Consider the following 14,817-nt stretch of genomic DNA (forward strand, 5'->3'; position numbering starts at 1 on the left):
TGTGGCTTGCGATTGCCGGCCGGCCTTACGGCTGCGGCTCGGCCTTCGCGAAGCGGTCGTCGAGCGCATAACCGGCGCCGCGCACGGTGCGGATCGGATCTTGCTCGCGGCCCGGATTGAGCAGCTTGCGCAGGCGGCCGATATGCACGTCGACGGTACGCTCATCGATATAGATGTCGCGACCCCAGACGCTGTCGAGCAGCTGTTCGCGGCTGAACACGCGGCCGGGATGCTCGAGGAAGAATTCGAGCAGCCGATACTCGGTCGGACCGAGATCGATCGGACGGCCCGAGCGCGCCACGCGGCGCTTCTCGCGATCGAGCTCGATGTCGCCGTAGGTCAGCACGGTCGCAAGCCGCTCCGGGCTCGCGCGGCGCAGCAGGCCCTTCACCCGTGCCAGTAATTCCGGCACCGAGAACGGCTTGACGATGTAGTCGTCGGCGCCGGTGGCAAGCCCGCGCACGCGCTCGCTCTCCTCGCCGCGGGCGGTCAGCATGATGATCGGAAGCTGCTTGGTCTCGGGACGCGCCCGCAGGCGGCGACACAGCTCGATGCCGGACAGGCCCGGCAGCATCCAGTCCAGTACCACGAGGTCGGGAACGCGCTCCTTCAGGCGGGTGTCGGCATCGTCGCCGCGCCCGACCGTTTCGACATCGTAGCCTTCCGCATCGAGGTTGTAGCGCAACAGTGTCGTCAGCGCTTCCTCGTCTTCGACTACCAGAATGCGTGCGCTCATCGGTTTAAGTTCTCTCTCTGTGGTGATCCGTTGCCCAGACGCAAACCGAAACGCTTACCTTCCTGGGCATAATCCCCGCGGAAACGACTTGTCGTGAAGACAATCCGGCTCCGCGCTGCGGATCATGTCCTAGGTACCCGGCACAGTGGTGGCAAAATTGGTCATGTCGCCCTTCGGACGCTTGTCGGTGATCTGCTGGCCCTCGATCATGTAGAACACGGTCTCGGCGATGTTGGTGGCGTGATCGCCGATCCGCTCGATGTTCTTGGCGCAGAACATCAGATGGATGCAGAACGAGATGTTGCGCGGATCCTCCATCATGTAGGTCAAGAGCTCGCGGAACAGCGAGGTGCAGATCGCATCGACCTCCTCGTCGCCCTTCCAGACGTTCATCGCCGCCGGCAGGTCGTGCGCGGCATAGGCGTCGAGCACCGACTTGACCTGCGACAGCACGAGGTCGGTCATGTGCTCCAGGCCGCGGATCAGCTTCAGCGGCTGGAAATCGCTTTCCAGCGCCGCGACGCGCTTGCCCATGTTCTTGGCGAGGTCGCCGATCCGCTCGAGATCGGTGGCCACGCGCATCGCGCTGACGATTTCACGCAGGTCGATCGCCATCGGCTGGCGGCGGGCGATCGTCAGCACCGCGCGCTCTTCGATGACGCGCTGAAGATTGTCGATCTCGATGTCGGCGGCGACCACGCGCTTGCCGAGCGCAACGTCGCGACGGATCAGCGCGTCGACCGACTCGGTAATCATCCGCTCGACGAGGCCGCCCATCTCGGCGACCAGGCGGGTCAACTCCTGCAGGTCGCTGTCGAATGCCTTGGCGGTATGTTCAGAAGCCATCTTGTATCTCCTCAGCCGAACCGGCCGGTGATGTAATCCTGAGTCCGTCGATCGCTCGGCGAGGTGAAGATCTTGTTGGTGTCGTCGAACTCGATCAGCTCGCCGAGATACATGAAGGCGGTCTTGTCGGAGACGCGCGCCGCCTGCTGCATGTTGTGGGTGACGATCGCGATCGTGTAGTCCTCGGACAGCTCCTGGATCAGCTCCTCGACCTTGGCGGTCGAAATCGGGTCGAGCGCCGAGCACGGCTCGTCGAACAGGATCACCTCGGGACGCACCGCCACGGTGCGCGCGATGCACAGCCGCTGCTGCTGGCCGCCGGAGAGCGACAGGCCGGAGGCGTTCAGCTTGTCCTTGACCTCGTTCCACAGCGCGCCGCCGCGCAGCGCCTTCTCGACCCGGTCGTCCATCTCGGACTTCGAGATCTTCTCGTAGAGGCGGATGCCGAAGGCGATATTCTCGTAGATCGTCATCGGGAACGGCGTCGGCTTCTGGAACACCATGCCGACCCGCGCGCGGAGCAGATTGAGGTCGAGCTTGGGATCGAGAATGTTGGTCTGGTCCAGCATCAGCTGGCCGACCGCGCGCTGCCCCGGATAGAGATCGTACATCCGGTTGAAGATGCGCAGCAGGGTCGACTTGCCGCAGCCCGACGGGCCGATGAACGCCGTAACGCGGTTGGTGCCGAGCGTCAGGTTGATGTTCTTCAGCGCGTGGTGCTCGCCGTAGTAGAAGTTGAGGTTGCGCACCGTGACCTTCGGCGGCGCTTCCGGCAGCGGCGTATGCGGAGCAACGTGGCTCGGGTTACTCGTTGAAACGGAAAGCTCGGTCATTTTGCGGCCCTTTCGGCACCAAGGATACGCGCGCCGATATTCAGCGCGAGCACAGTGAAGGTGATCAGCAGCGCACCGCTCCACGCCAGCTCTTTCCAGTAGGCGTAAGGGCTCTGCACGAAGTTGTTGATGGTCACCGGCAGGTTGGCCATCGTCTTGGTCAAGTCCCAGCTGAAGAACTGGTTCGACAGCGCGGTGAACAGCAGCGGCGCAGTTTCACCTGCGACGCGAGCGGTCGCCAGCAGCACGCCGGTGATCAAGCCGCTACGCGCAGCACGATAAGCGATCCGCTTGATCACCAGCGAACGCGGCAGGCCAAGCGCGGAGGCCGCCTCGCGCAGCGGATTGGGCACCAGCAGCAGCATGTCCTCGGTGGTGCGCAGCACGACCGGGATCACGATCACGGCGAGCGCGAGACTGCCTGCAATCGCCGAGAAGCCGCGCATCGGCACCACCACCGCACCGTAGATGAACAGGCCGATGATGATCGAGGGCGCGCTGAGCAGGATGTCGTTGATGAAGCGGATCACCGAGGTGAGCTTGTCGTGCTTGCCGTATTCGGCGAGGTAGGTGCCGGCGAACAGGCCGAGCGGCGCGCCGATGCCGACGCCGATCACCGTCATGATGACCGAGCCGACGATGGCGTTGAGCAGGCCGCCTTCGGTCGAGCCCGGTGGCGGCGTGTTCTGGGTGAACAGCTGCACGCTGAGGCCGGCAAGGCCGTTATAGACCAGCGTGAACAGGATCAGCGCCAGCCAGGTGACGCCGAACAGCGCCGCGCCGACACAGAGTGTGCGAATGACGATGTCGCTGCGGCGGCGGGATTTGTAGATCGGGTTCATGGCCCTATTTCCCCGCTTTCGTTTCAAGCCGCATCAGCATCAGCCGGGCGCCGGCGAGCACGAAGAAGGTCAGCACGAACAGCAGGAGGCCGAGCAGGATCAGGCCGGACTGGTGCAGGCCGTCGCTCTCCGCGAATTCGGAGGCGATCGCCGCCGAGATCGTGGTGCCCGGCGCGAAGATCGACGACGAGATTCGGAACGAGTTGCCGATGATGAAGGTCACCGCCATGGTCTCGCCGAGCGCGCGGCCGAGCGCCAGCATGATGCCGCCGATCACGCCGACCCGGGTGTAGGGGATCACGACGCTGCGGACGACTTCCCAGGTGGTGCAGCCCATGCCGTAGGCGGCCTCTTTCAGCACCGGCGGCACGGTCTTGAACACGTCGACCGAGATCGCGGTGATGAAGGGCAGCACCATGATGGCGAGGATCAGCGCGGCGTTGAACAGGCTGAGATAGGACGGCGGACCGGCGAACACCGCACCCAGCACCGGAACGCCCTCGAAGATCCTGATCATGAAGGGCTGGAACGTGTTGGCCAGGAACGGGCCCAGCACGAAGAAGCCCCACATGCCGTAGATGATCGAGGGGATGCCGGCGAGCAGCTCGATGGCGATGCCGATCGGGCGGCGCAGCATTGGCGGGCAGAGCTCGGTGAGGAAGATGGCGATGCCGATGCCGACCGGAATCGCGATCAGCATCGCGATGACCGAGGTGATCAGGGTGCCGTAGATCGGGCCGAGCGCGCCGAGCACCGGCGGATCGGCCGAGGGTGCCCAGCGCTGCGTCCAGAGAAAGGCGAAGCCGTATTCCTTCATCGCCGGCCAGGCGCCGGCGATCAGCGACAGGATGATGCCGCCCAGGATCAGCAGGACCGAGATCGCCGAGATACGGGTGATCCAATAGAAGGTGAGATCACCGAGCTTGAAGGCGCTGAGGGCCTTGGCGCGATCGTAAGGTCCCGCGGCTTCCATCACATCGCTCTGAACAGCCATGTCTGCCACGCCAATCCCCTCATTACTATGTGAAAGCAACGCAAACCGCTACGCCCCGAAGCGATCTTCCCTGACGCATTTGGCCGGGCGTCGTTCCGGCTTGCGCCACCCGGGGCGCGAACCCCGGCCCCGCGCCCCGCGTTTCTTGCCGCGGTGGTGGAGCCCGGATCTCAATCGCTCGACCTGTGCCGCCCCTGGGAGGCGGCACAGGCCGTGTTCGAAGCGTCGGACTTAGCTCTTGATGTCCGCGGACCAGGTCTTCTCGATCAGCTTGACAACCGATTCCGGCATCGGGATGTAGTCGAGCTCTTCGGCCGCCTTGCCACCCTTCTCGAAAGCGTACTTGAAGAACTTGAGCGCTTCCTGCGAGGCCGCCTTGTCGGTCGCATCCTTGTGCATCAGGATGAAGGTCGCCGCGGTGATCGGCCAGGAGGCTTCGCCCGGCTGGTCGGTCAGAATCACGTAGTAGCCCGGGGCCTTGGCCCAGTCGGCATTCGACGCAGCGGCCTGGAAGGCGGCGACGGTCGGCTGCACGGTCTTGCCGGCCTTGTTGACCAGCGCGGTGTAGGTCAGCTTGTTCTGCTTGGCATAGGCGTATTCGACATAGCCGATCGCGTTCTTGGTCTGGCCGATGTTGCCGGCGACGCCTTCGTTGCCCTTGGCGCCGACACCGACCGGCCACTCGACCGCGGTGCCGGAACCGACCTTGGACTTCCAGTCGGCGTTCGACTTGGAGAGGTAGTCGGTGAAGTTGAAGGTGGTGCCCGAACCGTCCGAACGGCGCACGACGGTGATCGCATCGGCCGGCAGGGTCAGCTTCGGATTGAGCTTGGCGATCGCCGCGTCATTCCACTTGGTGATCTTGCCGAGATAGATGTCGCCGAGCACTTCGCCCGAGAGCACGAGATCGCCCGGCTTGATGCCTTCGACGTTCACGACCGGAACGATCGCGCCCATCACCATCGGCCACTGAACGAGGCCGTCCTTCTCGAGCTGCTCGGCCTTGAGCGGCGCGTCGGTGGCGCCGAAGGTCACGGTCTTGGCCTGGATCTGCTTGATGCCGGCGCCGGAACCGATCGACTGATAGTTCAGGCCATTGCCGGTGTCCTTCTTGTAGGCGTCAGCCCACTTCGAATAGATCGGGAACGGGAACGTTGCGCCTGCGCCGGTAATATCGGCAGCGAAGGCCGACGTCGAAGCGGCGACCAGGCCGGCAGCGACGATAGCTTTGATGAAATTCATGGGGTGGTCTCCATCTTGTGAGCGAAGCGCCAATTGCGCCCGATCGCGCCCACACCAGTCCATCTAGGAGCGGTCGGTGCCGCTTTTACGAAGGTTGGATGACAGTTGGATGACAGTACTAAGCGACTGAAAACGCTTAGCTTTGGGTCGGTAACGGGGTCTTCGGCCGGGGAAAACAGGCGGTAAAGGTCGCGCCATTGTTCGGCACGCTCTCGATCAGAAGACGCCCGCGATGACGGTTAAGAATATGTTTCACCAGCGATAATCCGAGGCCGGTTCCGCCCTGGTTGCGGCTGTCACCGACGTCCACCCGGTAGAACCGCTCGGTCAGCCGCGGCAGGTGCTCCGGAGCGATGCCGGGGCCGAAATCCCGTACCATGACACGGATTTCGGGGCTCCCCTCGCCCGATGCGCCCGAAACGGTCTGATTGAGCGACACTATGACGCGGCCGCCCGAGGCGCCATATTTGAGGGCGTTCTCGATCAGGTTCTCGAACAGGCGGAGCAGTTCCTCTCGGTCGCCGGCGATCGTGACCGGGGTCGGTGGCAGATCGACGTCGATCTCGACCTGGCGCTCGCTGGCCAGCGCCTCAAGCCCGTCGGCCACCTGGCGGATGATCGGCACGATATCGATCGAGGCCTCGGGCCGCACATGGGCCGACAGCTCGACCCGCGACAGCGACAGCAGGTCGTCGATCAGCCGCGCCATGCGGGTGGCCTGGGTGTGCATGATGCCGAGGAAGCGCTCGCGCGCCCGCGCGTCCTCGCGCGCCGGCCCCTGCAGCGTGTCGATGAAGCCGGACAGCGCCGCGAGCGGCGTGCGCAGCTCATGGCTCGCATTGGCGACGAAATCGGCGCGCATCTCCTCGACCCGGCGCAGCGGCGTCAGATCGTGGAAGGTCATCAGCATGCATTTCTCGGTGCCGCCGAACTGGGTCGGCACCGGCACCGGCGTGATCACCAATTCCATCCAGCGATCGACCGGAACGTGGTCGGAGTAGGTGGCGCGGCGCGGCTCGGTGGTCGCAATCGCCTCGCGCAACGCAGTGATAATCTCCGGCGAACGCAGGGCAAATTGCGCCAGCTCGTTCTTGCGCAGCGCCGGCGCAAGCTGGGCCGCGGCGGTGTTGAGATGGATGACGCGGCCGGCGCGATCGAGCAGCACGGCCGGGTCCGGCATGCCGGCGACGACGGCGCTGACGGCTGCGGCCTCGACCGGATTGCCGTGGCGGACATCCTCGCGCGAGGTGCCGGCATCATGCAGCCGCCATGGCACCAGCGCCGCAGCCGCGATGCAGACGAACACCACGCAGGCGCGCACCAGCGACAACTCGCCGAGCGCGACCACGACGCTCAGCGCCAGCGCTGCGGCAAGCAGGATCAGCGCGGAATGGCGCAAGCGGTCGGGCCAGGGCGAGAAAATCGAATGCGGCGTATCGTCAATGGCCATCGCGGCGGCTTTCTTCCCGTCGGTTCATGTCTCGCCCAGGCGCGGTCAAATCGACCTTCCCTCGGGAGGCATCGGGCCGCGTCATCAGACCCCGGAATCACCACGCTTGCGGACCAGAACCGCCTCATGGTGCGGCTCAGCGCGGGGACCCGAATCAGTCTGCGGCAGCCGTTTGAGTCGGGCGCCGACGATAACCTCCCGAAACGTCAGCAAGATTACAGATATGACGAACGGCGCAATATAGTAGAGCAGCCGGAACAACAGCATACCGCCGAGCAGGTCCTCGCGGTCCATCTGCCAGAGGCCGACCAGCATGGCGGCGTCGAACACCCCGAGCCCGCCGGGGGAGTGGCTGGCGAAGCCGAGCAGGGTCGCCGACACGAAGATGACGGCGACCACGACGAAGCCGAGATTGGGCTCGTCCGGCACCAGCACGTACATCGCCAGCGCGCAGAAGCCGAGGTCGACGATGCCGATCGCGATCTGCAGCAGCGTCAGCGGGCCGCCCGGCAGGGTCACCGTCCAGGGACCGCGGCCGACCACCCGCGGCTGGGTCCAGACCCAGACCACATAGGCGACCAGCGCAATGATGATGCCGAACGCGAGCGTCCGGTTGAGCCAGGGCGGCAGCTGGTCGATGTTGGCTGCGGCTTCCGGATGATAGGCGATGCCGAGCCCGAGCACGGCGGCATTGCCGAGCCAGAAGGTCAGGCCGGCGAGAAAGCAGATCTTGGCGACGTCGATCGCATTCAATCCCCAGGCCGAATAGATCCGGTAGCGCACCGCGCCGCCGGTGAAGACGCTGGCGCCGACATTGTGGCCGATCGAATAGGAGGTGAACGCCGCGAGCGCATTGATCCGATAGGGCACGTGGGCGTGGCCGATCGCGCGCACCGCGAACAGATCGTAGAAGGTCAGCGTGAAGTAGCCGGCTGCGACGAACAGTCCCGCCAGCGCGATTTGTCGCGGCTCGGTGCTCTTGATGGCCTCGAGCACCTCATTGGTGTCGATGCCGCGCAGCATGTGATAGAGGACGTAACAGGCGATGCCGATGACGGCGATGCTGATGACAACACCGAGCCGATGCAGGATTTGCTTCTGGCGCAGAAACGCCATCGCCCTGCCTATTGCTTCCAGCATCTAGACCTCGAATTGCGATCCCGCGACGACGGCTCCCGGGCGAACTCCGCCGGCGCTTCGCTGTGCCCTGCCCCGTGTAGCGCGTTTTTTGCCGGAGTGGAATTCGTCAAACGACAATAAAACGCGCATCTTCAAGATATTAGGGATGATTCATGACAGCGGGTGCACAAATATGCGCGTTTCTCGCCACCTTCGACAAGACTTGACAGCGACGTGCGGCAGTTGGTCCGGCGAACGCTACGCAAGGCCATCCGGGAAACTACGGGGAGCGAGAGCAACGCCGCGGCGCCCGCGCAGCGCAAATCGCCGCCGCAATGGTCATGCAACGGCGATGAGGCAAGCCTGCGTCAATTTTTATGCCCGTGCCGCAGCCACTGCGATGACGATTTCGGCAGCATCGGGGAAATGCCCCTTGACGCGGCGGGCGATCACTTTGCCGTCAAGTACGACCTCGAAGACGCCACCCTTGCCCGGCACCAGCTCCGCATCGAGTTTGAGGCGTTCGCGCAGCAGCGCGGCGGCCTCCCTGGCACGCTTCTCGTAGCCGCACGGACGGCAATAAATGATCGAGAGGTCGGTCATGGCGTGCTCTCCCATCCACTCATGCTGCGAGATGTTGCGCGTTCACGGCTTCGATGCCGGCGATCCACCCTGCAACCGAGCGGCCGATCGCCTCCGGATGATCTTCCTGCAGATAATGCGCGCCCGCGCCGAGCTGAATGACCGCGCAATGCTGCAGCCTCGCCGCGAAATCCGCGGCGAAGGCCGGCGACACCAACGCCCCGGGAGATCCTGCGAACAGCAGCTTCGGATAGGTCGATGCCGCAAGCGCCGCGTGCGCCGTGGTGAGCGCCTGGGCAACATCGGCAGGTTCGCCCGCGATCGGCAGCTCGCGCGGCAGCATCAAGGTCGGCTTGCGGCTCTCGCGCGTCGCAAACGGCGCACGGTAAGCTTCCATCTCCTCCTCGCTGAGCGTGCGCAGGATCGAGCCGGGCAGCACGCGTTCGACGAACGCATTGTTGTCGAGGACCATCGCCTCGCCCACTCCCGGCGTGCGGAATTTCCGGAACGTGTCCCGGGCGGCCTCGTGCTGGTGGAAGTCGGACCAATCCCGCATCGGGCGGATGAACTCCATGAAGGCCAGCCCACGCACGAGTTGCGGACGGCGCGCCGCGAGATGGAACGCGAGCGCCGTGCCCCAATCCTGGGCGACCAGATACGCCGAGCTGATGCCGAGCTCGTCGATCAGCGCATCGAGATAGTCCGCATGGTCGAAGAAGCGGTAGGCGATGTCGGGCTTGCCGGACTGGCCGTAGCCGATCAGGTCGGGTGCGATGCAGTGCCCGACCGGCGCCACCAGCGGCATGATGTTGCGCCAGATATAGGATGAGGTTGGATTGCCGTGCAGGAACAGCACGTGCGGCGCGTCGCTGCGCCCAAGCTCGCGATACGCCATCGTGGTCCCGAACACCGGGCGATGATGCAGACTGATATCGGCAGACATGGTCATGGCAACTCCTTGAACACGGTTTGGAAGGCGATCGTCTTGAAACGCTCGAGCGCGGCCGCGCTGCGCTCGACCTTCATGCGCAACATCGCGCCCTGCCAGGATGCGAGCAGGAAATCGGCAAGCGCATCGGGATCGAAGTCGGACGCGATCTCGCGTCTGGCCTGAGCCTCAGTGATGCAGGCCGCAAACGGCGCGCGCCATTCCCGGAAGATCTCGTCGAGCTGCTGGCGCAGCATCTCGCTCGAGCCCGACGCCTCGAGGCTGAAATCGCCGATCAGGCAGCCGCGGGTGAAGCCGTCATGCGCCAGCTTGCCGGTGATCAGATCGAGATAGCGCCGGAGCCTGTCGCGCGGCGGCAGCGTCGTGTCGCCGAGGGCTTCCGCGACGAGGCCGCGCACATAGAGGAAGTAGCGGTCGAGCACTTCCGACGCGAACAGCTCCTTGGAGCGGAAATGGTTGGTGAACGACCCCTGCGGCGCGCCGGCTGCGGCGGTGACGTCGCGCACGCTGGTGCCGTGATAGCCGGTCCGGAACATTTCCTTCAGGCCGGCGTCGAGGATGGCATCGCGGAGAGAGGGTTTTGGCATGGACATAACTTAATACGTACGTACGTATTGATGTCAAGCAGCAAAATGCGTGCTGCTGGCGCCGCGCGCGGCGGCGTCGCTCAGTCCTGCTGGATCAAGGCCTTAGGGGTCAGCTCGCGGGCCTGCTGCGCGAGACCACCCAGTCGCGCAGCCAGGAGCCGATCGCGCAGCCGACGAGATAGAGCGCGAACATGACCAGGAAGAGATCAAGCCAGTAGCCGAAGCGGCCGGGCACGACCCGCGCAAACGATGCCGCGACCAGCGCGGCGGCGAGCAGCGCGAGCCAGCGCATCCAGACCTTCGAGACGCCCTGCGCCCGATGCACCACCGCGATCCAGCCCATGCCGAAGCCGAGCAGTGCGGCGCCGAGCAGCCACCCCCAGAAGAATGTCGCGAGCACGGTCATCGCTACTTCACCACGAATTCGATGCGGCGGTTCTGCGCCTTGCCATCTTCACTCTCGTTGCCGGCGAGCGGCTGCGTGCTGCCGTAGCCGATCGGCGTGAAACGGTTGGCAGGAAGTCCGGCGCGCACGAGGTAATCGACCACGGCCTGCGCGCGGCGCTCCGACAAGGCCTGGTTGGCGGCCTCCTCACCGTCGCTGTCGGTATGGCCGGCGACTTCGATCGTCGCATTGGGACAGCGCATCGCGGTCTCGATCAGGCGGTCGAGCAGACCGGCGGAGTCAGGGACGATGTCGGCCTTGCCGGACTCGAAGCGGATCCTGCCCTTGGAGAGGATCTCGGAAAACAGCTGCTGACACACCGTCGGATCCACCGGCGCCGCCGCCGGCTTGACCGTGACCTCGGCCTTGTACTGCCAGCCCTGCGGAAAATCCTTGCCGAGCCCGTCGCGGATCTGGCCGGCCGCGGCATCGTAAAGCGCATCGCCCGACAGCTTCACCTCGCGGTCCGACACCACGAGCGTCCCGGTCGACAGCCGCGACAGCGCGCCGAGCGCGGGCACCACCGCCGCCGCAAACCCTGAGGGCGCGCCGATGCTGGCCTTGAGATTGTCGACGACCTTTTCGCTGAAGAACTTGCGGCCGGCGGCGGCGACCAGCGCGGCATGCACGTTGTTGTCGGGCACGTAGCCGGTCAGCGTCAGCGTCACCGCGACCGGATCCTTGTAGGCCTGAAACACGTAAGGCGGCGCCTTGATGTCGTTGGCGGCGATCGAATAGCCTTCCGGCAGATTCTTCAGCGCCGCCGCGACCGCTTCGCGTCCGCCGAGCTCGCGCGCCATGCCGGCAAGAGCAACCTTGTTGTCGGTCAGCGTGATCTTGCCTTCCTTCAATTTGCCGATCTGGTCGAGCAGCAACAGCGCCGCAGGGTCGAACCGCGACGGCGCGCCACGGGCGAGCGCCATCTGATCCACCACCTCGACACCGCCGAGACTGGCCTTCGCGGCCTCGGTCAGCTTGCTCTTGCTCGACGGCAGCGGCGCATTGCCGCCAAGCGTGACCCGCACCACGTCGCGTTCGGCGGACCACACAAAGGGCTTGGCTTCGGGAACGAGGCGGGTCTCGTCGTTGACTAGCCGCACGCCAGGCACGGCCTCGACCGACGCCACTGCGCTGAGCCGGCCGTCCTCGGAGAAGGCATTGGCCGCAAAGGTCACGTCGCGGCCGTCGACGCTGATGCGGCGCTTGTCGAGCACGGTGTCCTTGAGTGCGGCATTGGAGCGTGCAGCAAGGTCGGCTTCGACCGTTTCCGTTGAGGTCCAGGCCGCGATGCCCCACAGGACGACCAGTGGAATCACCCCCGGCCACCACTTGCTACTCCACTTGAAAAGTCCGTGCATTCAGCGTCCTGCGGGTCTGGAACCAGAGAGAAAACAAACCCTTGGCTGACTGTCAAACCCCAAATCAAAGGTCATGGCGGGGGCGCCATATTGGATCGGGATAACAGTTTCTTCAGTGCTCTTTCGCTAAGTTTGCGACGGAATGCAAATCGGCCAGCCCGTGCCCCTCATGAAACAACTCCGTAACACCGTGATCCGTGCCGGGATGGAGGCGTTGTATTTCTCGGGTGCGCACATCCTGCTGCGGCCGATCTTTGCCGGCGTCGGCGCCATCTTCATGCTGCACCACGTCCGCCCACGGCGCGCCGACGCGTTCCAGCCGAACCATCATCTCGAGGTCACGCCGGACTTCCTGCGCGCGATGCTGACGCATCTGCGCGCGCTCGACGTCGATGTCGTCAGCATGGATGAGGCGCATCGCCGCCTCACCGAACGGAATTTCGCGCGACGCTTCGCCTGCTTCACCTGCGACGACGGCTACCGCGACAATCGCGATTTCGCGCTGCCCGTGATGCGCGAGTTCGGCGCGCCGTTCACGGTCTTTGTCGCGAGCGATTTCGCCGAGGGCTGCGGCAAATTGTGGTGGATCGCGCTGGAGCGGATCATCGCGGCAGCATCGGCGATCGAGGTGCCGATCGCCGGCGTCATGACGCGGATCGACACCGCGACGCCGCAAGCCAAGCGCACGGCGTTCGGCCGCATGCACGACTGGCTCCGTTCGCTGCCGGGCGAGAAGGAGATGCAGGCCGAGATATCCGCGCTGTGCGCCCGCCACGGCGTCGACGAGGCCGGCATCGCGCGCGAGCTCTGCATGTCCTGGGACGAGTTGCGCGGCTTTGCCGACGATCCGCTGGTCACCATCGGCGCCCACACCATCACCCATTGCAATCTCGCCAAGCAGAGCGAGACGATCGCATCGTTCGAACTCGCCACCAGCCGGGCGCGGATCGAGGAGGCGCTGCAACGGCAGGTCGCGCATCTCGCCTATCCCTATGGCGACCGGATCGCCGCCGGACAGCGCGAATTCTCCCTCGCCAGATCGATCGGCTTTCGGACCGCGGTGACGACGCGGCCGGGCATGCTGTTTGCCGAAAGCGCCGACCACCTGACCGCGTTGCAGCGGGTCTCGCTCAACGGCAATTACCAGGACGCGCGGCTCTTGCCGGTGCTGACATCCGGCGCCGCCACCGCGGTATGGAACGGCTTCCGCCGCATCGACGCGGCGTAGTCCACTCCTCCTAGCCCGGATGGAAGCGCAATCCGGGGCAGTCGCATCTACGGATAGCACTTTCCCGGATTTCGCTTCGCTCCATCCGGGCTACCGGTCCCTTCCCTGTTCTTGACTCGATCCCCGGCCGCGCCCAGAACCACTGGCAACGCAATGGAGGAGCGCATGTTCAAGGATCTGTTCTCACTGAAGGGCCGCGTCGCACTGGTGACCGGGGGATCGCGCGGCATCGGCAAGATGATCGCCGCCGGCTTTCTCGCGCAGGGCGCCGCGAAGGTCTACATCACCGCGCGCAAGGCAGGTCCCTGCGAGGCCACCGCCCAGGAGCTCACCGCCGCCTATGACGGCGAATGCATCGCGCTGCCGATCGACATCTCGACCGTCGAGGGCTGCGACAAGCTCGCGAGCGAGATCATCAAGCGCGAGCCGAAGCTCGACATCCTGGTCAACAATGCCGGCGCCGCATGGGGCGCGGACTTCGACGAATTCCCGGAGAGCGGCTGGGACAAGGTGATGAACCTCAACGTCAAGTCGATCTTCTTCCTGACCAAGGCGCTGGCCAAGCCGCTGCGCGCCGCAGCCTCCCATGACAAGCCCGGCAAGGTGATCAACATCGCCTCGATCGACGGCATCTTCGTCAACCCGATGGAGACCTATTCCTATGCCGCCAGCAAGGCCGCGGTGATCCATCTGACGCGCCGGATGGCGACGCGCCTGATCAAGGACAACATCAACGTCACCGCGATCGCGCCTGGCGCCTTCAAGTCGGACATGAACCGCGCCGCGCGCGACCACGCCGACGAGGTCGCGCAGCGCGTTCCGTCGCGGCGGGTGGGCAGCGACGAGGACATGGCGGGCACCGCGATCTATCTCGCCTCGCGCGCCGGCGACTATGTCGTGGGCAACACCATCGCGGTCGACGGCGGCGTGGTCTACGCGACCGCAGGGCTGGAGATCGCGGGATAAGCGACCGCGCCTCTTACGCCCATCAGAGCATCACTGGTAATACAAAGGGCGCCTCGCCCGCAGCGGGGCGCCCTTTCCGACGCCTCTGGCTAGCTCCATCTGAAGCACGCCGCCAGACCTCACACGCGCGATGATGTGAACTTCTGCTTCACATCACTCACGCGGGACATCACAGGGGGCTCCGTCAAAGCGGACGCGCGCAGCATGGATATCCGGATAGCGACGGTCGGCCCAATCGATGAGGCTCGCCATCGGGTCCAGCAGGGATTGGCCTAGCGGGGAAAGGCGATATTCAACGCTCGGCGGCTTGGTCGGAAAGACATGGCGGGTGATAAGTCCGTCGCGCTCCAAGTCGCGCAGCGTCTGCGTGAGCATGCGCTTCGAGATGTCGCGGATGGCTCGGCGAAGCTCGCCGAAGCGCCGCGGTCCCGTCGCGAGAGTCATGATCATGAGGATGCTCCACTTGTCGCCGATGCAATCGAGCACGTCGCGCACCGGGCAATGCACGGGTTCTACCGACTGGGCGTCGTCCGATTGATATCGGCTGAATCGCTCGATCGCGCTCAATGCATCGCTCATGCCGGTCCCCTTTTTCTCTCCTGGTTACAAAAAACTGCCTCCTTACGGTGCAGGCCGGAGG

16 protein-coding genes are annotated in these 14,817 nt (G+C 64.9%); 2 read left to right on the forward strand and 14 right to left on the reverse strand.

The genetic code is table 11. From position 1 onward, the window contains the following. Positions 1 to 25: 25 nt before the first annotated feature. The 13 genes from phoB to AC066Y_RS01785 form a co-directional block, all read right to left on the reverse strand. Complete coding sequence (phoB, locus tag AC066Y_RS01725) at positions 26 to 736, reverse strand: phosphate regulon transcriptional regulator PhoB (protein WP_016844067.1); 711 nt, start codon at positions 734 to 736, stop codon at positions 26 to 28. A gap of 129 nt (positions 737 to 865) precedes the next feature. Then, complete coding sequence (gene phoU / locus AC066Y_RS01730) at positions 866 to 1,582, reverse strand: phosphate signaling complex protein PhoU (protein WP_050403109.1); 717 nt, start codon at positions 1,580 to 1,582, stop codon at positions 866 to 868. Between the two features lie 11 nt (positions 1,583 to 1,593). Continuing rightward, positions 1,594 to 2,415, reverse strand: a complete 822-nt coding sequence (gene pstB / locus AC066Y_RS01735) for a phosphate ABC transporter ATP-binding protein PstB (RefSeq protein WP_456760414.1) — start codon at positions 2,413 to 2,415, stop codon at positions 1,594 to 1,596. Further along, positions 2,412 to 3,257, reverse strand: a complete 846-nt coding sequence (gene pstA, locus AC066Y_RS01740) for a phosphate ABC transporter permease PstA (protein ID WP_478272374.1) — start codon at positions 3,255 to 3,257, stop codon at positions 2,412 to 2,414. The genes pstB and pstA overlap by 4 nt, the downstream gene beginning before the upstream one ends. Positions 3,258 to 3,261: 4 nt before the next feature. Beyond that, positions 3,262 to 4,251 carry a phosphate ABC transporter permease subunit PstC gene (gene pstC / locus AC066Y_RS01745; RefSeq protein WP_478272375.1) on the reverse strand — a complete coding sequence of 330 codons (990 nt, stop codon included), beginning with the start codon at positions 4,249 to 4,251 and terminating at the stop codon, positions 3,262 to 3,264. Between the two features lie 231 nt (positions 4,252 to 4,482). Continuing rightward, positions 4,483 to 5,493, reverse strand: a complete 1,011-nt coding sequence (gene pstS, locus AC066Y_RS01750; protein WP_478272376.1) for a phosphate ABC transporter substrate-binding protein PstS — start codon at positions 5,491 to 5,493, stop codon at positions 4,483 to 4,485. 136 nt (positions 5,494 to 5,629) lie between these two features. Beyond that, a complete protein-coding gene (locus AC066Y_RS01755; protein WP_478272377.1) occupies positions 5,630 to 6,943 on the reverse strand; it encodes an ATP-binding protein in 1,314 nt (437 codons plus the stop codon). 84 nt (positions 6,944 to 7,027) lie between these two features. Beyond that, complete coding sequence (locus tag AC066Y_RS01760; protein WP_478272378.1) at positions 7,028 to 8,083, reverse strand: putative bifunctional lysylphosphatidylglycerol flippase/synthetase; 1,056 nt, start codon at positions 8,081 to 8,083, stop codon at positions 7,028 to 7,030. 354 nt (positions 8,084 to 8,437) lie between these two features. Continuing rightward, entirely contained in the window at positions 8,438 to 8,665 is a 228-nt protein-coding gene (locus AC066Y_RS01765) for a SelT/SelW/SelH family protein (RefSeq protein WP_478272379.1), read from the reverse strand. A gap of 19 nt (positions 8,666 to 8,684) precedes the next feature. Continuing rightward, positions 8,685 to 9,593 carry a haloalkane dehalogenase gene (locus AC066Y_RS01770; protein ID WP_478272380.1) on the reverse strand — a complete coding sequence of 303 codons (909 nt, stop codon included), beginning with the start codon at positions 9,591 to 9,593 and terminating at the stop codon, positions 8,685 to 8,687. After that, a complete protein-coding gene (locus tag AC066Y_RS01775) occupies positions 9,590 to 10,180 on the reverse strand; it encodes a TetR/AcrR family transcriptional regulator (RefSeq protein ID WP_478272381.1) in 591 nt (196 codons plus the stop codon). Before AC066Y_RS01775 ends, AC066Y_RS01770 begins: the two co-directional genes overlap by 4 nt. Positions 10,181 to 10,289: 109 nt before the next feature. Next, positions 10,290 to 10,586 carry a hypothetical protein gene (locus AC066Y_RS01780; RefSeq protein WP_478272382.1) on the reverse strand — a complete coding sequence of 99 codons (297 nt, stop codon included), beginning with the start codon at positions 10,584 to 10,586 and terminating at the stop codon, positions 10,290 to 10,292. Positions 10,587 to 10,588: 2 nt separating this feature from the next. After that, positions 10,589 to 11,983, reverse strand: coding sequence for an OmpA family protein (locus AC066Y_RS01785; protein ID WP_478272383.1), 1,395 nt, complete (start codon positions 11,981 to 11,983; stop codon positions 10,589 to 10,591). Between the two features lie 169 nt (positions 11,984 to 12,152). On the opposite strand from AC066Y_RS01785, the gene AC066Y_RS01790 reads away from it, so the two are divergent. Next, positions 12,153 to 13,211 carry a polysaccharide deacetylase family protein gene (locus AC066Y_RS01790; protein WP_478272384.1) on the forward strand — a complete coding sequence of 353 codons (1,059 nt, stop codon included), beginning with the start codon at positions 12,153 to 12,155 and terminating at the stop codon, positions 13,209 to 13,211. Positions 13,212 to 13,376: 165 nt separating this feature from the next. Then, positions 13,377 to 14,177: an SDR family NAD(P)-dependent oxidoreductase gene (locus AC066Y_RS01795; RefSeq protein ID WP_478272385.1), complete on the forward strand. Its 801-nt coding sequence runs from the start codon at positions 13,377 to 13,379 to the stop codon at positions 14,175 to 14,177. 153 nt (positions 14,178 to 14,330) lie between these two features. Here the strand turns inward: AC066Y_RS01795 and AC066Y_RS01800 are convergent, their stop codons facing one another. Then, complete coding sequence (locus AC066Y_RS01800) at positions 14,331 to 14,756, reverse strand: winged helix-turn-helix transcriptional regulator (protein ID WP_478272386.1); 426 nt, start codon at positions 14,754 to 14,756, stop codon at positions 14,331 to 14,333. Positions 14,757 to 14,817: the final 61 nt, after the last annotated feature.

The sequence above is a fragment of the Bradyrhizobium sp. USDA3010 genome (assembly GCF_056429065.1).